Here is a 22,870-nt window from a genome sequence, read left to right as displayed (position 1 = left end):
TTGTCCACGGCAAATACTTGAGTTCAAGCAGGTATTCTCACTATTTTCGAAGCATACTTTTCTCACCAACTGGACGATGATGCTAAAATACCGTGTGACCTTACTTACCGCTTGTCTACTTTTTACTATTTCACTGATAGCTCAAGACGAAATAGAAACCATTCAGGATTATGTCGACAAGCCCGATGAAGTCTTCTTCGGACATGTAGACGTTTACTCAGGCCTGGCCAAAACACTGAAAAAAGAAATCAGAGATGGTCTGGTCACAGAGGATAATTTGAAACCGAAAAAAATCGGGCTGATCACCACCTATTTATTTGAAGAAAAATTCACATTCCGAAAGGCACATTTTCTCTATGTTCATTCCAATGAAGGGGAGAAAAACTACTTCTTCAATAAAATGGCCACACCACTGGTCGAAGGGGTAAAGGCCGCTTTTGCAGGGTCCGAGATCGAATTGATGTCTCCATCTGATTTTCTGGAAGCCCCGCATGAGGAAGATGAATATGAGCAACTCGCTAAAAAATTAAGAACAGCTGATCCTTTTTCTAAGACCATCCGGGATTATAAAATGGATGCCAGTGGCGGCGAATTTGAATTCATTTATACCTTAAGTAAAGATGGAGAGTCCGGAAAGATCATGGATGGTCTTGCCGAATACGCTTTAGAACAAGGTTTTGATGCCATCCTAAGCATTGAGATCAATACGAAATACATGACCAAGGCAGTGACGTTCAATGGTATTCATTTTACCATGCACAGCATTAATCCTGATACGAAGAAAGGCATCTTATTCAACAGATATTCCCTCTATTCCGATATGTATTACCCGGTAGCCTTCATTAAAAATGGCAAACTGGACTGGCAAAGTTTCCAGGGATTTGAAGCTTTGGGCGAACGCGTTGCCAAAGACTACCTTACCTACATAGACGAAACCGTCGAAGAAACAATGTAAGTTTTAACCTAAAAACGAGATCAGCACCCCGGCTGCGACGGCTGATCCGATCACTCCGGAGATATTACTGGCCATGGCATATTGCAACAGGTGATTGTTAGGATCATGCTTCAAAGCAATGTCATTGGCCACCCGGGAAGCCATAGGCACAGCACTCAGTCCTGTTGCGCCGATCAATGGGTTGATCTTTTTCTTCGCAAATAGGTTGTACGCTTTAACTGCCAGAATTCCTCCTGCAATGGAGATAGCAAAAGCCACGAATCCACCCGCAATGATCAATAAGGTCTCCATGTTCAAAAAAGCTTTGACGGTCATGGTCGCGCCAACAGATAAGCCCAGGAAAATCGTTGCCGCATTCAAAATGGTCTGTGAAGCTGCCTGATGTAAGCGACTTACCATAGGGCCAATTTCTTTTATCAGGTTACCAAACATCAGTAAACCAATTAAGGGAACGGAAGAGGGCACAAGTAATGCCACCAAAGTGCCAACTGCAATCGGAAAAATGATTTTCAGGGTTTGTAGGTTTTTGATCGGTGTATTGCTCGGATACAGCTTATCCTGCTCCTTCATATTGATTTTCAATTCTTTTTCCGTAACCGTAAAGCGGACTACAAAAGGAATGATCACCGGTACGAGGGCCATGTAAGAATAGGCAGCAATGGCAATGGGTCCCAATAAATGTGGAGCCAGTTTGATGGTCGTGTAAATGGCCGTCGGTCCGTCAGCTCCGCCAATGATTCCCAGAGAGGCGGCTTCCTTCAGTGTGAATCCAAGCGCCACTGCTGATATCAACACGGTAAATATGCCTATCTGTGCAGCCGCACCAAAAAAAGCCAGGCGAAGGTTTCTTAGCATGGGACCAAAGTCTGTCAATGCACCAACGCCAAGGAATATGATCGGAGGCAAAAACCCGGTCTTGATTAGCGCATAATACAGATAATTCATGATCCCATGCTCCTTTGCAATCTGGTAAAGCGTGAGGTTTTCATCAATCTTTACCACGCCCATTTGCCCTCCAGGGAAATTGGCAAGTAACATCCCGAAAGCTATTGGGACCAATAACAAGGGCTCATATTGCTTTTTGATCCCCAGATACAAGAGACCTGCAGCAATGAGGATCATCAGTAAGATCTGAGGTTGATCGGCTATGTCTTGCAGAGCCGTCATTTCGTACAAGCGTTGTAGTAGCTCCAAAGTGCGTTAGCTTAAAATGAACAATGTGTCATCATCCAGTACTTCGTCACCATCTTTGACCAATACTTCGGTGACTGTACCTGAAAATTCAGATTTGATGGCATTTACAACCTTCATCGCTTCTATGTAGCAAACCACATCACCTTTCTTCACCTGACTGCCCACTTTTACCTCCGTATCAGAAGGGTCTTTGGTCAGGTAGATCTTTCCTTCGAGTGGTGCTTCGATCTTTCGAGTGCCTTGCTGTGCAGGTGTCGCAGCTTTGGCTTCTTGAGGAGCAGTGGGTTGAGCCACCTCAGTACCATCGTAAGAAACAGCAACCGTATACTGCTCACCATTTACATCTACATTCAAAGTTTTCGGCTGGAAATCAGGGGCAGCTACCGGAGAACTAGCAGGAGAAGCAGTTTGTGGCTGATTGGCTTTTCCTTTTTTCTCAGCCAGGTCTTTTTCAAAGGCAGCTTTTGCTTTACCAGACTTATAATCTTCGTATTGCTCGGGATGCATAGCGTATTCGAAGAGTTCCTCATCATCAGGGCCGGTCTCCCATCCCTTATCCTGCATTTTGGCTCTGTACTCATCCAATGCATCTGGCTGAAGGTCTTGAGGATCTCCCTCAAAAAATTCGCGCCCTTGTGATGCTGCCAGGTCTTTGATCTCATGAGATACTGCTCCGGGTACCTGTCCTGATTTTCCAAGGATCATCGACCAGGTACTATCATCCAGCAGCGACCAACGCTCCTTACCCTTCATCATTTGCGTCACATTACTTAGTGCTGCATTTTTTACATATTGGCTATAGGGTGTCACCAATGGTGGATAACCAATCATCGGCCAGATGGTCTTTACTTCATCGAACAGAGCAATCATCAACTGATCCTGAGTGACTTCTGGCTTGTTGTTTTTCGCCATCCATTTATTGAGGCTCCTTAGGTTACTCTCCAGGTCCGACATCAGACTACCCATCATACCACCAGGCAGACCTGGTCCTATCAGCAGGGCATTCATCTGACGGTTTTTCTCATTGATGTAATATTTCAGGAAATCATCCATGAATTCCTGTGTAAGCGAACGCGCTTGCATGTAGGCTTTCATGTTGATATCAGGAACACTAAACCCTGCATCTCTCAACACTTCATGAACAGTCAATAGATCTGCGTGACCTGTACCAAATGAAAGCGGTTCCATTCCGACATCAATAAAATCAGCCCCTGCTCGAGCCGCTTCCAGCGAAGACGTCACGGAAAAGCCAGGACCAGAGTGGCCATGATAGGTTACTTTGATATCTGCCAGTGCTTTGATCTCTTTGACAAGCTTCCCCATTGAAGCAGGTCGTCCGATGCCAGCCATGTCCTTGATGCAAATTTCCTGAGCTCCCATACCGATGAGCTCTTCAGCCATTTTCACGTAATAATTGACGGTATGCAGCTCCGAATGAGTGATACAGAGGGCTGCCTGAGCGATCATGCCTCCTTCCTTTGCATACTCTATTGAAAGCTTAAGGTTTCTGGTATCATTCAGTCCATCAAAAGATCGTGAGATGTCTGTTCCCTGGATCTTTTTCAATTTGAACATCAATCGGCGTACATCTTTCGGAACGGGATACATTCGCAATGCATTGAGGCCTCTTTCCAACATGTGCGTTTCAATTCCAGCATCGTTGAAAGCTTGTGTCCACTGCCTTACGGAATGATTGGGGTTTTCTCCATAAAGCAGATTGATCTGTTCAAATCCTCCACCGTTTGTCTCTACACGTCGAAAGCATCCCATATCTACAATGGGTTCTGCAACACGCACTAATTGATCAACACGTGGCATATACTTTCCAGATGATTGCCACATGTCTCTATATACGAGACTTAATCCGATTTCTCTTGACATGGATATTGGGTTGTTGTTATTTCTTCTCGATTTTGGTAATGCGTCCTTTACCTGCAGTGAACATCTCTACTGCTGCGGTAATGGCTGCAATTTTTGCATTGGAAATTTCCGGTTTTTTCTCAGGACTTATTGGGACAGGTGCAAATCGGTTGACGATTTGGATCAAAAGGTTTCCTATCACTACAACCAGTGACAGCACAACAAACACAGTAATCATGCCTATACCCATAAGGGTGAGTGCCTGCGAAATTTCGTTTTCCATGGGGTGAATTAAGCCCTGAAATTAAGCAATAAGCAGTAGGATATTAAATCAGATTGTGTGGTATGGTTGAATTCTTCAACCAAATGCAAAATTTACCTTATGGACATAAAAAAAGCCGATCTCAAATGAGACCGGCTTCTATTAATTTCTTGGAAGATTAATTGTTCAATTTGAAGATGATCGGCATCATCATTCTCACTTTCACAGGTCTTCCTCTTTGTCTTCCAGGCTTGAATTTTTGTGATTGACGAAGTACTCTTTCAGCTTCCTCATCACAACCAGCTCCAATACCTTTCACAGCACGTACATCGGTAACGCTTCCGTCTTTGTCTACTACGAACTGAACGTATACTTTACCCTCGATACCCATTCTTCGCGCTTGCTTAGGGTACTTCATGTTTTTACTCACGTACTTGTAGAATGCCGCGATACCTCCGGGATATTCTGGCTGATCTTCTACAATATCGAAAATCTCGTCCACTTCCTCTTCTTCAGGAGCTTCTTCGAATACGATATCCTCAACAACCGTTTCCTCAGTTACCTCAACATCAAGCTCAACTTCGATCTCTTCTTCGATTTCCTCTTCATCAGGAACCTCAATAATCTCAGGAAGCTGCACCTTTGGTGGAGGGGGCGGTGGTTGCTCGGTTGGAGGAATATCCATGATATCCTCAAAATCGTCCTCTACCTGACCCAGATCTAACAGACCTGTATCGTCGTAAGTTTTGTGTTCAAATGCCCAAAGCACAAATGCCAGCGTGAACATAAGGCCCATCGTTGCAAATGCACGAGCCCATCGGTTCAAATCTGCATGCGCAAATTTCTTCAAGAGCACATTCTCGTTTGATGACGCACTCTTCTCGAACAAGCTTTTCTGATTAGAGTCCAGAGCGAACTTCGTCAGAAACACAAGTCCTATGATGGCCACTATGAAAATGATAAGTATAGCAATCATATTTACTTCAATTAAACAATTAGTAAGCATCAAATATATCACTTAATCGATGCTAAACCACCCGAAGTTTTCAATTTTTTGTAAACGATCCGGGATTATAAACGAACGGTAGGTGATATTGAGGCAATTATTTCCTGTTGAAGATCAGTTGGAAGGCTCCTAAACCGGTGAATACTCCAATGACATTGAACAGGAAATCGTACCAATCTGAGGACCTGAAGGGTACATAGTATTGAATGGGCTCAGTGATACTTGCAAAAATTAAGCCCGTGATAATTGCTATTCTTATGGCCCTTGACGTTTGTAATTTCCAATCAAATGTCATGGCCAGTATAAATAGTGAAGTCAGTCCGCAGAACAAACCCAAATGAATGAGTTTATCGTCTCCGGGAAAGAACCAATAGGATTCCGCATTGGGATTACCTGGCTTGAAAATTCCATAGGACATCAAGAGCACCCAGGTAATCAGTCCAATTGTATATCTCAACCTCCGATCAGTGAATTATATTCTTCAGCGGAAATCAATGAAGATCCCATGTCGTCGACTTTCACTTTGATCATCCAACCCTCTCCATAAGGATCAGAATTGACTAGTTCGGGATTTCCTTCAAGTGCTGAATTGAATTCTAATATTTCTCCGGAAACCGGCATAAACAGGTCAGAAACTGTCTTTACCGCTTCTACGGTACCGAATACATCACCTTCACCGATTGTTTCGCCTTCAGTTTCAATTTCTACATAAACGACATCACCTAATTCGCCTTGCGCAAAATCAGTAACGCCTACAGTGGCCGTATCGCCATCAATTCTGACCCACTCGTGTTCTTTAGTGTATTTGAGTTCTTCGGGAATGTTCATGTTGATTTCATTTAAAGGCCCAAAAATAAGTCTTCGCAATTGAAATCTGATGACCTGAAAATGAAATGTACTTGACTGGGTAAATGACTGTCGTTATTGGGCAAAATTCAGACGTGTCTGGATACCAAATGCAGTGGTCGCTCGTCTGAACGAACCGACCTGTGGATTCGTGATCGTTCTTTCAAAATACATGGTCAGGTCCAGTTGGTCGTTAAGTTTGTACCCAATCGTTGGCCGCATCTGAAAATTGGCATTACCATTGGTGATCGTATTTTCTCCTTCCAGGTTTCGCTGAATGGTCAATGCATCCCGGATGCTCAGATTCATACGGAAAGTTACATCGTTCTCGATGGTGATGGTCCGGCCTCTGGCCTTCCATGGCAACTTGAGATTATCTTTCACAAAGCCAAAATCGAAGGATATTTCATTGTTCTTTGTTTCTGTTACCTGGGCATTGGACAAGTTCAACGACAAGTTTCGGTCTCTTTTAAACTCCAATCTTGACGTCAGGTTGGTCTTGGTTCGAATATTGATCCCAATCAGCGGCGCAAACTGTTCCGAAATAGTTACTTGCTGGATATTGTAAACCGGCACCAGGTTTCCACTGTTTTCATCCACCACGGAAGCCAGAGGATAGTCAATGATATTATTCTCCAAACCAACACCCTGATCATATCTCAGTGAGTTCGTATAATTATTCACACTGAAGACACTGCGATAGCCATGGGTAATGTTGACAGAAGAAAAGATATCACTCAAGCCTGGAAGCTTCGACAATCCAGCATAGTCCACTCGCCAGTTAGGTATCGGTATCTTCGGAAATGGTGAAGTACGCGCGGTATTGGCATCCTGATTACTATAAGCCGCAACGAATGCGGGGATCAAAATGTCCTGAGACAGGGTGTCATAGGAAGCTCCCAAGCCTGCCAATTCTGCTTGTCGGTTCAGACGATCTCGCATGATTGCGATGTTATCCGCAAACTGAAGGAAGGCATCAGATATATCATTTTCCTGTTTCTCAAAGGCAGTATTGATAGAAAGGAAAGAGATGTTATAACTACCGCCCCTTGAAGGCGAAAGCGATCGGAAATTGTTGGAGGTGGTATCAAAACTAAAGATTTCCTGAAAGTTTGAGGTATTCGTCCGTTTCGCATCCAGCTTAATTTTCAAATCACGAATAGGTTCCACATTTGCCGAAATCGTCAGGTCCGTACTAATATTCTGCTCAAATGGATTTGTCAGCGCCGGGTTGGTGGTTAACCAGCCTCCATTGGCCGCACGTTGGCGGATATCAGAATTTTGACTTCCCAAAAGGAATTCCCAACCGGGCGCATTGAATCCACTATCCAATCCGAATAAATAGAGATTTGGCAGGAACCCAGGCAGCGTTGTGCCTTCCCGAACATTGTAGTTCACATTAATAGACCGGACGGACATCAACAGACGGACCAGCCCATTGACAGCTTTGTTATCACCTGATTTTTTCTCCTCTTCCTCCTCATTTTGCTGATTCCCGCGATTGGCTTGTGCCCGGCTTCTTGAGCTGCTTCGGGTACGGGTGGGACCATTCAATTTTTTGAGGTAACCCCACTTGTTATACAATTTGACCAAATCAAATTTTCCAGTGAGTGCCTGGCTTCGGTTATTACTGATGAAGTTTCCGAAGAAGTTAGGGTCATTAGCATCTGGTGGTTCATTGCTAAATCCATCCTGTCGGTTCACAAAACCAGCTGTCCAGTTGTAGCCTACCGAATACCTGAAATCCCCACTCATCCAATCCGTAATGGGCAGCTTATCCAGTGGCAACTTGTAATTCAATGAAATATCTTGCTGGAAATTTTTCATCCGCCCAAAATTGGCAATCTGCTCCCAAATGAATTGTCGTTCCAGTCGGGTATCGATATCCCCCTCAATTCGGTCATCGGGCTCATCAATGACAGCATTAGCTCTGGCGCTGTAATCCAGTCCCAGGCCGCGGAAGAGGTTCCATCGCAAATTGTAAGCGCGCTGAAAGGTGAAAAGGCGCTCATAAAACGGTTCAATTCCCTCAATGGTCAGCTGATCGTTGTACAATTGTGTCTGCCGGAAACTTCTGTTCAGATCTGCCCTAAAGGAAAGGTTAGATGGGAACGGTGAAAAATTGATGTCTTTGATCATTTTCAGAAAAGGACTTTCAGCCCATTTGGCCTTACCAAAAGGTTCCACGCTCAGCGCAGGGGGCGAATAATTGTAGGCAAGTCCTCCGGATACGGTTTTCTGAATAAAGGATTGCTGATTGACGCTGCTCGAAACAATGTCGCTGTAAGCATAGGAGAAAGTGAAATTCTCAATATCATAAATATTACTACCCGCTTCCGGATTGACTTTTTGCTTCCGGACATTGGTAAAGTTCAAGCTTCGGCTTGTCCGACGATCTTCGACCAGTCGTTTGTATTCATTCCGCTCTTGTTCCGTATCAAAACTTTCCAGCGCTGCTTCTAATCTGGTGTCAGGATCGAGGGGATCAAATTGTGGTGTGACCCTGGATTGTTCGTAGCTCGCAAACATCGGGATCTTCAATCCTGTTTTTTCCGGCCATAGGAATTTTTCCACGTTCACGGAAGTCGATACATCATATTGGATAGACTCAGCACGGGTTCTTTCAGATATCTTTTGCTGAATGGTCCCGTAACCGATGGATGTGTATCTGGTGGATGCTGAAACAGTTGCCAGGTCTGCAAGTTTTACACTCAGTCTTGCGTTGGCCGCCCAGCCTTTTCTGGAATCAAAGTCGGTAACACGCAATTCATTCGCCCACATACAGATAGATCGTGCTTCCCGATCTTCAGAGCCGGGATTTCGCACCCCAATCAGCATGGTAGTGATGTTACTGATGTCCGGGTTACCTTTTACTGTCAATACAAATCGGCCATCGTCTGTAGGTTCTGAGAAAGGAATCCCCACATCGGCTTCCGATCTCGTACGGTTCCTTTTGGATTTCAAGGCCAGAATTTCAAGGATTGAAACATCAATTTCATTGGCCTCGGGCCATACGGCCCTTCGAAGCATGTCTCCAGTCACACCAGGATTACCCGGCGTTACTTTGAGCGGAACTTCAATTTCATAGTAGTTTTCATTCTCATCTGATCCTAGTCGCAAGAAACCAACCAGTTGATCGTCTTGTAAACCTGAGCCACGATAATCCTGTGCATGCAAGAACATTTTGATGCGACCGTAGTTGATCAAGTCATAATTCAGATTGGTCTTGAAAACGGCACGCGCATCCCGATCTGCCAGTTCTTCAACACAAAGCTGCAAGGATTGCTCATTGACTCGACGGTTAATTGCCGTGGTATTATCGCGATCTCTGTCTAATCCAGGAGGAATCACATAACGAATGCCTTCACCACCGCCACCATTTTCTTCAATGTTCACCACCGAAACATCAAAATCACTAGTGGTCGTTTCGGGAAGCTCATTCAGTCCCAACTCGTTCAAAGCCGTGGTAGATTTTCTCCATTGGCTACCCACTAGCTGGAATTTCGCCATTCGCAGCACGACAGGCTGATCGAAGTTGGTCATGAACATCCGTACATATTTGATATTGTTGAATGTAGGCGTTCCTACGATTCGATAGTTCTGAGGATTTCTTATAGGAATTCTGAACTGATACCACATCACTCCGCCTCGACCTTCCACCGCATCAATGATATTGTTGGTACCAACTTGTAAGGAGCCTGGATTCAGAGAAACGCGATATTCATAATATTCCTCCAGATCGGAAATCGTATTGTCTTCATTCAGATCCTCATTGTCTGGGAACTGCGTGGATGCCGGGGTAAAATTGCCGCCACTACTGACTGGTGAGTTGCCCTCTGGCCCGTTAAAACTTTTGTATCGTTCCAGAATTTTAGCATCTCGTACGTTGAGGTTGTCACCCAGGTAATACTGGAAATTGTCCCCCGCAGGATCTTCCACCTGATCGTTGGTGTATATGGAAGGAAGAGGCCCCACCATGGAGTAGTTAAAGTCATCACGCTCTGCGGCATCATTGAGCCCATCTAAACCAATGTCCTGATTTGCTCGGGCGTTACCGTCATTGACAAAGGCATTCGTCAGGAATTGACTGTTCGTAACGCGTCCCCAGGCTGATGTGGTCGTGTTTTCAATCGAACCATCCTGAGGCAGCCCGTTTTCAAAGGCATGACGTCCATCCCGCATGATGTCTTCTGATACGCTTCCCAGGTTGAAATACAGGTCTCCACCTCGCGTGTTATTTGTCGGCGAAGGCGAGCCATCATTCACCACACCTAATGGACCATCGATGAACGGATCCAGCAACCAAAATTCCAGGTATTCGATGTTGGTCGCCACAAAGTCAACATTTGTAGTGATGGCCCGACTGATCCCCGCCCAGTTTTCGCGATCTCCCGGGATATTGAATTCTGTATGATCACTCTGAGAACGAGTGGCCATTGGGTTGAAGTTGTAGGGGCCTCTTTCGGAAGGGTAGTAGGCAATATCGAAGATTGGCTCGTTGGTGGTGACGAGCTCGGCATCTCGCTGAGTGAAAATCTCCTGTGGCAGTACAAACCTCACATAGTGATTCTCCAGGTCATCTTCATTGATGTTGGGGGGTCGGTTGACGCCCGTAGCCCGATAAAAAATAGAATTATCAATGGTATACCACGCCATCTTCGCCCGATTGTAATTCAATTCACGGCCGTTGAAATCGCCAAATCGCTCTCTGGGAGTCGCTGCCAAACGCCAGGCGGGCCAGTTGCCCAAATTCAGGGGAGTGGTCGCATTCTCAAAATCATCAATATAGGAAGTTCCTGTTCCCTGTACGATATTGGATGTACCCGGCACCAGCTGTGCCAACTCTGCGCTGAACGTGATATTGGAAGGTTCTTTGGTACTGACAAGAGGCAAGGCATCTACCAGCTTGGTCAGGAATAAGGACTCCTCCTGCCAATTAATATTGAAACCGTACTTGGTATTTCTAGTGGGTTCATCTCCAATGGCAAATCGGGAAATTCCACCAGGTCGCTCGTTGAGACGAAGTACCGTCGCTCCAATGTTGAAATTATCATTGACGCGGTAATCAAAATGAGCACCAGTCAGCCATCGGGTTTGAAAGTTGAACAGGTCCGCCTTCTCATAAGCCACACTGATGGCTTTGCCTGATTGTAAAATTGCATCATCCCTAATCCGGACCTGTCCGAGATTATAATCCACATCATAGTGCAGGCCTTCCGTCAGTAAGGTTCCTCCCGCAGTTACGGTCACGGAGCCTGGAGCAATGTTGAATCCGTCCAATGGGATCACATTCGATACACTTCCCGAGGAGCTACCTAAAATGATGTACTTGTTGAGGGCGGATACTAGTTCGGCATTGGCCTTTGTCGTTCGATAAAGGGTATCATATACGAATTGATCCACCAGATTGCCTTCATCGGGATCGAAGAAACTGGCTAATCGGCTACCAAACGGTTCAAGGACCGGAAAAATGACGTTACCATTCCTTGTATCAATCGTCACTCCCGGCACAAAGTCAAAATTTCCATCACGCTGACGGTCACCATTTCTGTTCAGTTGGTCCAGCCCCATTAATTCGATCAGTGGCTGATCTTTCGTTCTTCGACCCAGGTGGAGTGAAGGGTTATCCTGACCTGTTCTATCGTCTTTATAATGTATTCGTAACGAGAATCCATCTTCCTGAACTTGTGTGGTTCTCAGGTTATAGATGTTTTTCATCATCAGGTCCCAGGTCGGAATCTCTGTGTCAATCTGGTTGGGACGCAACATTTTGAGGATGATGGCATCATCGTCTGGTCTGCCTTGATAGTTTTCTGTAAGCTCACCTACCTGATATCGCTGACCGATCTCCGTATACTCATAAGATACCGCAAGTACTTCATCGTTTTGTAGCCGTCGCAATAAGGTTACATAACCCAACTTCTCATTGACAATGTATTCGGAAGGATCCAGTTTTCTTGCCGTATTGATCGTAACAAAATCAGTACTTTCTTCAAATCCCTGATCGTTCAGGAAACTACGGAGATCTGCTGGATCTCGTGAGCGGTTTCTCAGGTTATCATAAAGTTGGTTCGCACTATTATCCGTTTGCGCCCGACTTGAAAGGTTGCCAACCAGGGCATTGCCATCTCTGAATACCCGGTTAGGGTTGCTTTCTCCCAGGTCCATTAAGGCGATAAAATTTCGTGTCGTCCGGGTATCGTTGTTCCGATTGATCGAATAAACCTCTACTCTTCGAACCTGTACCCCGGAATTAATTTCAGGTAGGTTGCTGTGCCAGCGTTCATAGTTGTCACGGAAATAATGCCCAAGAAAGAAGTGCCTGTTCTCGTCATACTCCGATGCCTGGATATTGATGTTATCTCCTTGATTTCGGCCACCTCTACCGGACGTGTTATTGGTAATTCCCTGACCACCACCGACCGTGATCACTTCACTCCTTCCCTGCTGTCGGGAAGCAATGGTTGTCACAAACAGTTTACCGAATTGTAATTGGGTCTTTACTCCGAACAGGCTCTGGGCACCCGTTAATAAGCTGTTTTGGACCGGCATACTTACGTTACCGATCTCTATTTTCTTGATGATATCTTCTTCGTACCCTGTGTATTCTACCTTCAGCTGGTTTTGAAAATCGAACGTATTGTTGTTGTCGAAGTTGAAGGTTACTGCAAGCTTTTCACCGATCTTTCCCACCACATTGGTACTCAATTGCATATTGAAATTGAAGCCTCCGTTTCGGCGTTGCCGCTGCGGAACCTGCGGGTTGTCCACGAATTGCCATCGGCCTCCGAAATCAAGGTTAGCAAACCCCGTAGGCTGAATATCAATATAGCTTCCGCCGAAGATGCGATCAAAAACCGGACTGATGTACAGTTTCGGGATGAGTCTACGACCACTGACGGCACTCTCTCCGTCCAGTCCGGCAGACCGGTCTTTCCAGTATTGTCGATTGATCTGACTGGTGGTGTACCGGTCGAATTCTCCAAAAGACATGGAAGTAGCGGGTCGGAAATTGACCTCACTCAGTTTTTCGAAAATCGAATAATTGACGCCACTTGTATCGAAATCTACCCTAAAATCCAGCTGAGACGGGTCATTGAGCAATAACGGCGACTGACTGGTTCGATTAGAAAAAGGATCTCCGAAGCGATACTGTGGACGATAGGTTGGTGTTTTTGAAGGTTGATAAGGCTCCACGATCGTCGTGTCCTGTCTCGTTGTATCCTGTTCTTGCCGAAACAGGAATGCCGAAGCAGGGATTGTGCCCAACACTCCAAGGAATGTCAGCAACAAAACGATTGGGAAACGTCGCCTTATGTCTAATGTTCTCTTCAAAAAAAGTAGGTCAGGCTCTTTTAAGCGCTAGTTTAATCAATTCTTCCAGACGGATGTCAGAACCATACTCTTTGATGATCATATTGATGGTCTTTTCCGCAGCTGGCTTACCGATGCCAAGTGTCATCAGGGCGGATAACGCTTCTTTGGCTAAACTATTGTCGGTTTTTAATGGAATCTTAATGTTTTGTTCTAAAAGCCCTTCTTTCTTCATTTTGTCCTTGAGCTCGAGCACAATCCTTTGTGCGGTTTTCAGGCCAATACCTTTCACACCCTGGATGGTTTTCACATCCTCCTGAACGATTGCAGCCTGTAGTTCTTCCGCAGAAAGCGAGGACAAAATCATGAGAGCAGTACTGGGACCAACGCCATTGATCGAAAGCAGGTCCAGGAACCGTTTCTTCTCCGAAAATTGACTGAAGCCGAACAGGGTTTGAGAATCTTCTTTGACACTAAAATGCGTGAATAATTTAATGTGCTCCGCTTCCTTGAGATCCGAATAGGTGATCAACGAAATTTTTACCTCATAGCCAAGGCCTCCCGTATCAATGATCACATGAGTAGGGTATTTCTCACTGATCTTTCCTTGAATGTACGCGATCATAGTGTGGTTCTCTTGTCTTTATTCTGGGCATCCACTACAGCTACTGCCACCATATTGAAAATTCCTCGGATGCTGGTTCCCTGCTGCAGTACGTGCACGGCCTTGTTCATGCCCATCAAAATAGGGCCGGTCGCTTCCGCACCTCCAAGCTCCATCAGCAATTTGTAGGCAATGTTGCCAGCTTCCAAATCTGGGAAAATTAATGTGTTTGCCGGACTTTCTGCCAACGTACTGAAAGGATAATGTTCCTGAAGCAGATCTTTATTGAGTGCGACGTTGGCTTGCATGTCTCCGTCAATGACCAGGTCAGGCCATTTTGCTTTCGCCATTTGCACAGCTTTAGCCATTTTCGTTGGCACGTCGCCTTTGGCAGAACCAAAGTTGGAATAGGACAAAGCGGCCATTCGTGGTTCGTGATCAAAGAACCGGACCACTCTCGCAGTGAGGCCAATGATCTCTACCAGTTCTTCCGCTGTTGGATTCAGGTTCACAGAAGTATCTGCAAAAAAGAAGTTGCCCTTTTTATTGGAGATGATGTACAAACCAGCCACACGATTGACACCTGGTTCCACACCTATGATTTGCAAAGCGGGAAGAATAGTCCTGGGATAATCATTTGACAATCCTGAAATCAAAGCGTCGGCCTCTCCAAGCTCCACCATCATGGAGCCGAAATAGTTTCTACTTTGCAATGACTTTCTGGCCATTCGCTGGTTGACACCCTTGCGTTGACGTTTTTGGAAGAATATTTCCGCGTATTCGGCTACTTTATCTTTCTCTTCCTGCGGATTGATGATCCGCACATCACCCAGATCAAGATCATTTTCTTTGATCATGGCCAAGATCTTCTCTCGGTTACCCAACAAGATAGGCTCTGCAATTCCTTCGTCTTTGGCCATTTGTGCCGCCTGAAGGATGTTCACATCATCGGCTTCTGCAAAAATGACACGCTTTGGATCTCTCCGTGCAATCTCCACGATCCTTGTCATGAAGCGGCGATCAGAACCAACCCGCTCTTCCAGTTCAATTTTATAGGCTTCCCAATCTTCGATATTGATCCGGGCCACACCAGACTCCATGGCTGCTTTGGCCACTGCCGGAGAAACAGCCGTGATCAGTCTAGGATCAAAAGGTTTAGGGATCAGGTAATCCTTCCCAAATTTCAATGACTTGGCACCATAGGCTTTCAATACCACCGGAGGGACTGGTTGCTTTGCCAGCACAGTCAATGCCTTTACGGCAGCCATCTTCATTTCTTCATTGATAGCCGTGCTGCGGACATCCAGGGCACCTCGGAAGATGTATGGAAATCCCAGAACATTATTTACCTGGTTAGGATGATCAGATCGTCCAGTCGCCATGATCACATCCCCACGTGTATTAATGGCGAGATCATAGGCAATCTCAGGATCGGGATTAGCGAGCGCAAAGACGATAGGGTCATTGGCCATGGTCTTCAGCATGTCGGGCGTCATGATATCCGCAACCGACAGACCCAGAAACATGTCTGCATCAACCAAAGAATCCGCCAATTCATGGCAATCTCTGTCCGTCGCAAACTTGGCTTTTGAAGGCGAAAGGTTTTCACGATCCTTACGGATCACCCCTTTGCTATCCAGCATGATGATGTTTTCCCGCCTGGCACCAAGCAAGATGTAGAGCTCAGTACAGGCCACTGCCGCGGCACCAGCACCACTCACCACCACTTTTATCTCATCGATCTTTTTTCCATTCACTTCCAATGCACTCAGTAGGGCCGCGCTGGAAATGATCGCTGTACCGTGCTGGTCATCGTGCATGACCGGAATGTTCATCTTCTCCCGTAGCTCCGTTTCGATCTTGAAGCTTTCAGGGGCTTTGATATCTTCCAGGTTTATCCCACCAAAAGTCGGTTCCAAGGCTTTGACGATCTCTATGAATTTATCGGGATCGGTTTCATTGACCTCAATATCAAAAACGTCAATCCCAGCGAATTTCTTGAAAAGTACACCTTTCCCTTCCATCACTGGTTTTGAAGCTTCGGGGCCAATGTTGCCGAGACCTAATACTGCAGTACCATTACTGATAACCGCAACCAGGTTTCCCTTAGCCGTATATTTATAGACCGCATCTGGCTCTTCGGCAATGACATTACAAGGCTCTGCCACTCCTGGGGAATAGGCCAGGGCCAAATCACGCTGACTACTAAGGGGTTTGGTGGCTGTAACTTCTATTTTACCAGCAGGTTTGGACTCATGAAAGTCCAGGGCTTCACTGGCTCTTACTTTTGCACTCATGTGGGTTGGTATGGTTGGTTGCCGATGGGCTGAGAAAAATCCAGTACGCTTAGTTACCGGTCTTGAAGGTAGAAAGGATCGCGTCCACTTCTCTCACAAAATTCTTCTTACGTCCCGCCGGAGCATATACGTATCCTTCGATATAATAAAGTTTTTGGCTGGCTTCGTCCACAATCGTGTAGCTGATGAACGGTCCACCTCCGGAATTATCACTGATCTTCCAAAGCCCGCGTGCTTTCTTTGCATAATTACCCTGGAAGTTCACGGCTTCCTGAAAGACTGGTACAATTTCTTGTCGCATGATGTATAGCTCTGGTTTCTCGCTATCTCTCAAAAACTGCCCTGTGATTTCGTCCCTAAGACCGGGTAAGTCATTAAAGACACTTTGTGAGGTATATGGCTGCTGATGAATGAAAATATCCATTTCACGATCTACTTCCAGAAATCTGATCCAGGAGAAATTTGGCAGGTTTTTCGCCAGGTCCCATCCGAATGGTACCTGAATACTTACGCCTTGTGATTCAGCGATCGCTTTCTCTACTTCTGTTGCACGTGAAGCGTACAATTTCTTTTTGATCCTTTTCTGTTCTACCGACTCAAAAAACGCCCGCAGCCTGCCTTTGTTCTCATCCAGTTTTCTGACCAGGGTAGCTTCGTCCTTCGCGAAGAGATATAGTGCCACCTGCCCCTTGGCAAACTCATCATTCCGAATGGTCATCCACAAACTGGTGTCCTGTTGGATCTTGTTCAGTGACTGATTGGTGAAATATCGTCGAACCGTTTTGCTTTGATCCGTTTTGCTGTCGAGGGTCATCACAAAAACCATGTTCGTGGCTGTCTTAAGCAAATTGTTGAGCTTTCGTGGATTGACTTTATTTACCGAGAACAAAGGTTCATCCTGCGGCAACCCGATCATCGGTTCACGAAAGGCCTCTTTCAACTCATCGCCTATTGCGCCTTTCCATTGTGCCGAGTCAATAACCAGGATCATTTCCCCGATCTCACCACCAGCAGTAGGGAGCATTTCCTCCTTCAATTTCTCCGCAGCACCTTCGCAGCCAATGAGTAATACTACCAGTGCTACAAAACTCCAGGTCTGCATTCTTTTCGTCATGATCAAATAAAGATTAGTCATAGTTTATCTTGAGGTGAGAAGGCACGGAAGATTGAAAAAACCTCACAAAACAACCGCAAATTTATGTTGAATACTTGAATTTATCGGGAGAGTCAATGGACTGTTTCCCATACGTCAATACATGATCTGCCGGAAAGTCACATTTTTGACAAGATGTGAATTCCAAACCATGTAGAAATATCCTCGCGTCCAGAGGCAAATCTCTGATCCAACCTTACTTATCAGAACCGATGATCAAGGCCTGTCCAGGTTTTATGTTATTGGATTTCAGCTGATTCAACTCCTTGATGGTTTCAATTGATTGGTTGGTACTTCTGGAAATGCTCCAAAGTGAATCCCCTGATTTTACACGGTAAACTTTCTTGCCCGCCAGATCAGGCTGCCCATTCGTGCGTGCCGCATTGGTTCGCGCCGTGGTAGCATAGAGATTTTTGGTTTGGCTATTGTATGTGGGTAACACCCAAATGGCCAAACGTTGACCAACCCTGATCAGGTTCGAACGCAAATTATTCCACTTTTTGATATCACTGACTCGCACATGGTACCTGCGGGCAATTGTACCCAGTACATCCCCACTTCGCACCCGATACACTTGTTTTTGGCGACCGTAAGTACTGCCCGGCATGTTTCGCGCAAGGTATTCCAATTCTTTTTTGCCCACCTTACTTGCCGTATCGTATAGGAAAGTTCGGTTGGCCACAATGGTATCCTTCAGATCGGAAGGCACTTTCAACGCATAATTGAGGGTTCCTTCGGGTAAAGCCCCACGTTTGATGTCCGGGTTCAATGCCAGCAGATCATCCAAACATAGGTTCAGTTGATTGGCAAAAGTCTCCAAGTGAAAGTACTGGCTTACCATTACTGTGTCCCAATCCATCTGATATTCAACTTCCGTTGGAAACAGGTTGTGGTTCGCAGCGTGGTTCATGACATAAACCATTGCCACAAACTGTGGAACATAACCTCGGGTCTCTCTGGGTAGGTAACGGTAGATCTCCCAAAATCTCTTTTTGTAACCACTTCGGCGAATGGCTTTTCTCACATTGCCAGGGCCACAGTTGTAAGCAGCCATGGCCAGCTCCCAGTCGCCAAACATGTTATAGAGGTCCTGTAAGTGTCGGGCTGCCGCATCGGTTGCCTGATATGGGTCCATGCGATCATCTGTATACCAATTGCCTTTGAGGCCATACATTTTACCCGTGGATGAAATGAATTGCCATAGACCTACGGCATTGGCCCTGGAAATTGCATTGGTACGTAAACCTGACTCCACGATAGACAGATATTTGAGCTCATCGGGCATGTCGTATTTCGCCAGAATGGGCTCGAATACTTTGAAGTAGCGCTCTTTTCTATTCAGCACTTCGACGGTATAGTCCCGGTTTTTGATGGTGAAGTAGTCGACAAAACTCTTGACTCGATCATTAAAGACCAGGGGAATCGTGTTTTCCAAACAGGCCATTCGGTCCGCGATCTCATCATAAGTGACATCCGGCATGGCATCGTACTCAAACCCGCCTATTTCAGGAGCGACTACCTTAATTTCCTGCGCGACCATCACCTCCATAGAGCAAGCAATCACAGCAAGCATCACTGCCAACCGGTTCCAATTGAAGGTCTTTCCATTCATACACATATAGTAACGACTCATTCTTAGCTTAATGATACGATTTCATTTGAAAAAGACAATAACTCTCCTTCATTAAATGCACTTCCCATCACCTGAACGGCAATCGGCAATCCATCTTTGTCTGTTCCGATGGGAATAGATATGGCCGGGATGCCTGCCAGGGAAGCTAACACGGTAAAAATATCCGCCAGGTACATTTCTAAAGGCCTCTGCGTGTTCTGCCCCAGTTTAAATGCAGATGTAGGCGTCGTAGGCGACAATAAAAAATCATAGTCCTCAAGTAATGATACTGTCTGATTCCTGATCAATTGTCTTACTTTCTGTGCCTGATTAAAGTACGTCTCATAGTAACTGGCCGAGAGCACATACGTCCCCAGTAAAATTCTCCGAAGTACCTCGTTTCCAAATCCCTCGGTGCGAGTTTTCTTGTACATCTCTTCCATTGTTGCTACATCCTCTGATCGATGACCATAGCGCACTCCATCATACCGTGACAGGTTGGAACTGGCCTCTGCCATGGTAAGGATGTAATGGGTGGGCAAGAGATAATGGAGGTAATCAAATGATACTTCTTCAACCTTGTGACCTTGTCCTTCCAAACGCTCAATCAATTGCTCCGTTCCTGCTTTGATATCAGGATCAAGGCCCGGAGCATCCAGAAACGCCGAAATGACTCCTATTTTATTTGGAGCGTACTCGTTTGAAAGCACCTCCATATAGTCGGCTACCGGCTGACGAGATACCGTGCTATCGTAATCATCCTGACCTGCGATTACTCCCAGTACCTTAGCTGCATCTTCCAGGCTCTTGGAAAGCACACCTATGGTGTCAAAGGAACTGGCATAGGCCACCAGTCCATGTCTGGAAACACGTGAGTAGGTAGGCTTCAGGCCATAGACACCACAAAAAGCAGCTGGTTGCCGAACAGAGCCTCCTGTATCACTCCCTAGTGCCACCTGACACATATCCATTTGGACAGCTACTGCCGATCCGCCGGAAGAACCGCCTGGTACCCTTTCAGGGTCAATACCATTCTTCACTGGTCCATAAGCGGAATGCTCATTGGAAGAACCCATACCAAACTCATCACAGTTTTGCCTGCCGATGATGATCGCATCTTCCGCCAGGAGTCGCTTTACCGCAGTTGCAGAAAATTGTGAAATGAAACCTTTCAGAATCTGACTGCCACCAGTCACCACATGATCTTTATGGCAGATCACATCTTTGATCCCCACAACCAGTCCGGCCAGTTTTCCGGCCTTGCCATTGGCCAATTTCTGATCAATCAACCTAGCCTGAATCAGGGCTTCTTCTTCATAAACTTCCAGAAAGGCATTTAATGACCGATTGGCCTCTATGTTTTTAAGATAGTGGCTAACTAATGCTTCTACGGTGATCACACCACTCCTTATATCCTTCCGAATATCGGTAAGGGTAGTATAGTTATGTTCCACTAGTGCTGTTGGATGCAGACTGGTTGTAGTGGGATTGTCTAAATCCGATGATTATAAAAAATGAAGAAGGGGATCAGTCTTTCTTTACCTCGTTCGTTGTGTCTTCGATCTCGGTCTTGATTTCCTTGGTCGCATCTTTAAATTCTCTGATTCCTTTACCGAATCCTCGAGCAATTTCAGGGATCTTTTTAGCGCCAAAGAAAATGATGATGACAAGCACGATCAGTATCCATTCCGGGCCGCCAGGTAATCCTAATGCTATTACATTTTCCATTTTGACCTTGTTTTTGTCTTCAAATGAAAATCAAAGATAGTTATTAAATCATATCCGAATAGCCCTCAATGGATTTTTAACGGCTTTTGTTACGTAATCGGTAAGAAGGAGCAAAAGATCAGTTGTTAGAATCCGATTCGTGCTGTCCGTTTAGTTGCCAATTGAATCTGACTGCCAGTAAACGGAAGGTCACGATGAAAGCCACCGTGATCAGTACGTTCCAAAACTGCATGATGTCCAATGCTCGCAAAGCGACATACAAAATACCACCACTCAAGCAGGTAAGGGCGTAAATCTCTTTTCGGAAAATCAATGGGATTTCGTTACAAATGATGTCCCGGATCACCCCGCCAAAGACGGCACTGACCATCCCCATCATGGTTGAGATGAAAGGATCGATCCCAATCCCAAGGGCTTTTTGTAAGCCCAGGACCGTAAATACGGAAATACCAATGGTATCGAAAAGGAAAAAGGTGCGTCTCAGGTTTTGAATGTGTCGGGAAAAAACCAATGCCATGATGATCCCTATCCCTATAATGAGGATATACGAGAGGTCCAGCATCCATCCAACTGGTGTACTCCCGATAAGGATGTCACGGATCGTGCCGCCTCCGATAGCTGTAACGAAACCAACAGCCGCAATTCCAAAGAAGTCCAACTTTTTGTCAGCAGCAGTCAGCGCACCCGAGATCGCAAAGACCATCGTTCCAATGATATCAATGATGTACAAGAGGTTCACGTCGCGAAAATACATCGCAGCAGTGAACCTTTGTACTCAACCAACCAGCAGTGAGTCTATTTTCCGGTCAGCTTAAAAAGTCTTTCCTATTCCGACACTTAGCCCCATGGTTCCACCAGTGACCTTTGCGATGAATCGTTTTGCGGGGTTTTCATATCGCCAACCCATTTCAATCAACAGGGGATTCAAGCTCCTGGCCTCACCTCCGTAACCCATTGATTCCTGGGCAATGATCCTGCCTCCACTCATCAAAAATCGATTTTTTCCTTTTCCAAAGATCATGTTTGCTCCTGCTAGTACACCACGGAGGGCATAGTAATCACTTCCGTAACTAAATCCCGTACCAACGCCTATGCGCGCATTCAGACGGAATCCATCGGAGGCAGCCCTCAGTAGTTCACGTTCATAGTTCAGGGTCAAAACACTGGCAATCGTCCAGGTACCTAATTCAGCATAAACTGCGTTTTTATAAGTTTTCTTCTCCTCTGGAGTTTGGCTCCAGGAAACCTGATATGAAAAGCACCATATGGCCAGGAGAAGGCAAGTTCTTTTAATGATTTGCATGTTGTTTTTCAGAATGATGTGGTAATAAATAATGATGGTCATAGCGGCTAAAAAGCATAGCCTATTCCCACACTCAGTCCGAGTGTTCCTCCGGCGATTTTATAGGTCACGCCACCGGTAGGTTTTTCAAATCGCCAACCCATCTCCATCAGCGGTGCAGTCCCGAGTCGATCAAACTGCACGGATATATCATCAATTTCGTTGAAATTGTCGCTTAGAATCATTCCTGTGCTTAACAAAAAATGATTGTTTCTTTTGCCAAAATCCAGGGTAACGCCACCCAATACTCCGGAGATGCCATGGTTGCCATCAAATCCCAGCACAAAGCCTAAACCCAGGCCCATCCTTCCATTGATCCTGAAATTCTGTGCATCACTTTCAAAAAGTGTAGGCTCATAGTTTAGGGTTAGTGAATTCACAAATAGGTAAGAACCTAATTCCGCGGACACCCGATGTTTTGATCGCGGAAGCACCTCTTGATCTTGCGCGTGAACCATCATCGGAAGAATCGTCCCAATGATCAGTAAGCATATTAATATTTTATTCGTCATGTGGATTTCTATATGGTGGCTAAACTAGAAGGCCTGTGAGCAGTGATAATAAGGAAAAAAGCTACACCGTTACGAGCATATTGCATAATTCCGTAATGAATTAAGTCTGGCACGAAATTTTCAAATAACCGATCAATACCATGTTTTAACTGAAAGTCATTAGCTTCACTTTTTTTTCGCCTGAC

General features: G+C 45.5%; 17 protein-coding genes. 1 reads left to right on the top strand and 16 read right to left on the bottom strand.

Annotation, left to right across the window (positions count from 1 at the left end; all coding sequences use genetic code 11):
- Positions 1–76 precede the first annotated feature (76 nt).
- Positions 77–955 (top strand): hypothetical protein, encoded by an 879-nt coding sequence (locus tag R8G66_32515; GenBank protein ID MDW3197147.1) that lies wholly within the window; start codon positions 77–79, stop codon positions 953–955.
- A 3-nt stretch (positions 956–958) separates the two neighbouring features.
- Here the strand turns inward: R8G66_32515 and R8G66_32510 are convergent, their stop codons facing one another.
- The 16 genes from R8G66_32510 to R8G66_32435 form a co-directional block, all read right to left on the bottom strand.
- A complete protein-coding gene (locus tag R8G66_32510) occupies positions 959–2,122 on the bottom strand; it encodes a sodium ion-translocating decarboxylase subunit beta (protein ID MDW3197146.1) in 1,164 nt (387 codons plus the stop codon).
- Between the two features lie 33 nt (positions 2,123–2,155).
- Positions 2,156–4,030: a biotin/lipoyl-containing protein gene (locus R8G66_32505; protein ID MDW3197145.1), complete on the bottom strand. Its 1,875-nt coding sequence runs from the start codon at positions 4,028–4,030 to the stop codon at positions 2,156–2,158.
- Between the two features lie 16 nt (positions 4,031–4,046).
- Complete coding sequence (locus R8G66_32500) at positions 4,047–4,292, bottom strand: OadG family transporter subunit (GenBank protein MDW3197144.1); 246 nt, start codon at positions 4,290–4,292, stop codon at positions 4,047–4,049.
- Positions 4,293–4,449: 157 nt separating this feature from the next.
- On the bottom strand, positions 4,450–5,067 hold the full coding sequence (locus R8G66_32495; protein ID MDW3197143.1) for an energy transducer TonB: 618 nt from the start codon (positions 5,065–5,067) through the stop codon (positions 4,450–4,452).
- 307 nt (positions 5,068–5,374) lie between these two features.
- Positions 5,375–5,734, bottom strand: a complete 360-nt coding sequence (locus tag R8G66_32490; protein MDW3197142.1) for a VanZ family protein — start codon at positions 5,732–5,734, stop codon at positions 5,375–5,377.
- Positions 5,731–6,105 (bottom strand): glycine cleavage system protein GcvH, encoded by a 375-nt coding sequence (gcvH, locus tag R8G66_32485; protein ID MDW3197141.1) that lies wholly within the window; start codon positions 6,103–6,105, stop codon positions 5,731–5,733. The genes R8G66_32490 and gcvH overlap by 4 nt, the downstream gene beginning before the upstream one ends.
- A 93-nt stretch (positions 6,106–6,198) precedes the next feature.
- Entirely contained in the window at positions 6,199–13,458 is a 7,260-nt protein-coding gene (gene sprA / locus R8G66_32480; GenBank protein ID MDW3197140.1) for a cell surface protein SprA, read from the bottom strand.
- Between the two features lie 10 nt (positions 13,459–13,468).
- Positions 13,469–14,062: a Holliday junction branch migration protein RuvA gene (ruvA, locus tag R8G66_32475; GenBank protein ID MDW3197139.1), complete on the bottom strand. Its 594-nt coding sequence runs from the start codon at positions 14,060–14,062 to the stop codon at positions 13,469–13,471.
- The gene (locus tag R8G66_32470) at positions 14,059–16,338 is read right to left on the bottom strand and encodes an NADP-dependent malic enzyme (GenBank protein ID MDW3197138.1); all 2,280 of its coding nucleotides are present in this window, start codon (positions 16,336–16,338) and stop codon (positions 14,059–14,061) included. The genes ruvA and R8G66_32470 overlap by 4 nt, the downstream gene beginning before the upstream one ends.
- Before the next feature lie 49 nt (positions 16,339–16,387).
- Positions 16,388–17,452: a DUF4837 family protein gene (locus tag R8G66_32465; GenBank protein MDW3197137.1), complete on the bottom strand. Its 1,065-nt coding sequence runs from the start codon at positions 17,450–17,452 to the stop codon at positions 16,388–16,390.
- Positions 17,453–17,687: 235 nt separating this feature from the next.
- On the bottom strand, positions 17,688–19,103 hold the full coding sequence (locus tag R8G66_32460; protein ID MDW3197136.1) for a LysM peptidoglycan-binding domain-containing protein: 1,416 nt from the start codon (positions 19,101–19,103) through the stop codon (positions 17,688–17,690).
- Between the two features lie 23 nt (positions 19,104–19,126).
- A complete protein-coding gene (gatA, locus tag R8G66_32455) occupies positions 19,127–20,557 on the bottom strand; it encodes an Asp-tRNA(Asn)/Glu-tRNA(Gln) amidotransferase subunit GatA (protein ID MDW3197135.1) in 1,431 nt (476 codons plus the stop codon).
- A 73-nt stretch (positions 20,558–20,630) separates the two neighbouring features.
- Complete coding sequence (tatA, locus tag R8G66_32450; protein MDW3197134.1) at positions 20,631–20,831, bottom strand: twin-arginine translocase TatA/TatE family subunit; 201 nt, start codon at positions 20,829–20,831, stop codon at positions 20,631–20,633.
- A gap of 118 nt (positions 20,832–20,949) precedes the next feature.
- Positions 20,950–21,570, bottom strand: coding sequence for a trimeric intracellular cation channel family protein (locus tag R8G66_32445; GenBank protein MDW3197133.1), 621 nt, complete (start codon positions 21,568–21,570; stop codon positions 20,950–20,952).
- Between the two features lie 72 nt (positions 21,571–21,642).
- A complete protein-coding gene (locus R8G66_32440) occupies positions 21,643–22,176 on the bottom strand; it encodes a hypothetical protein (GenBank protein ID MDW3197132.1) in 534 nt (177 codons plus the stop codon).
- A 5-nt stretch (positions 22,177–22,181) separates the two neighbouring features.
- Complete coding sequence (locus R8G66_32435) at positions 22,182–22,685, bottom strand: hypothetical protein (protein MDW3197131.1); 504 nt, start codon at positions 22,683–22,685, stop codon at positions 22,182–22,184.
- Positions 22,686–22,870 lie beyond the last annotated feature (185 nt).

It is taken from the genome of Cytophagales bacterium (assembly GCA_033344775.1).
GTDB lineage: Bacteria > Bacteroidota > Bacteroidia > Cytophagales > Cyclobacteriaceae > JAWPMT01.
This window is presented reverse-complemented; position numbering and strand designations above follow the sequence as displayed.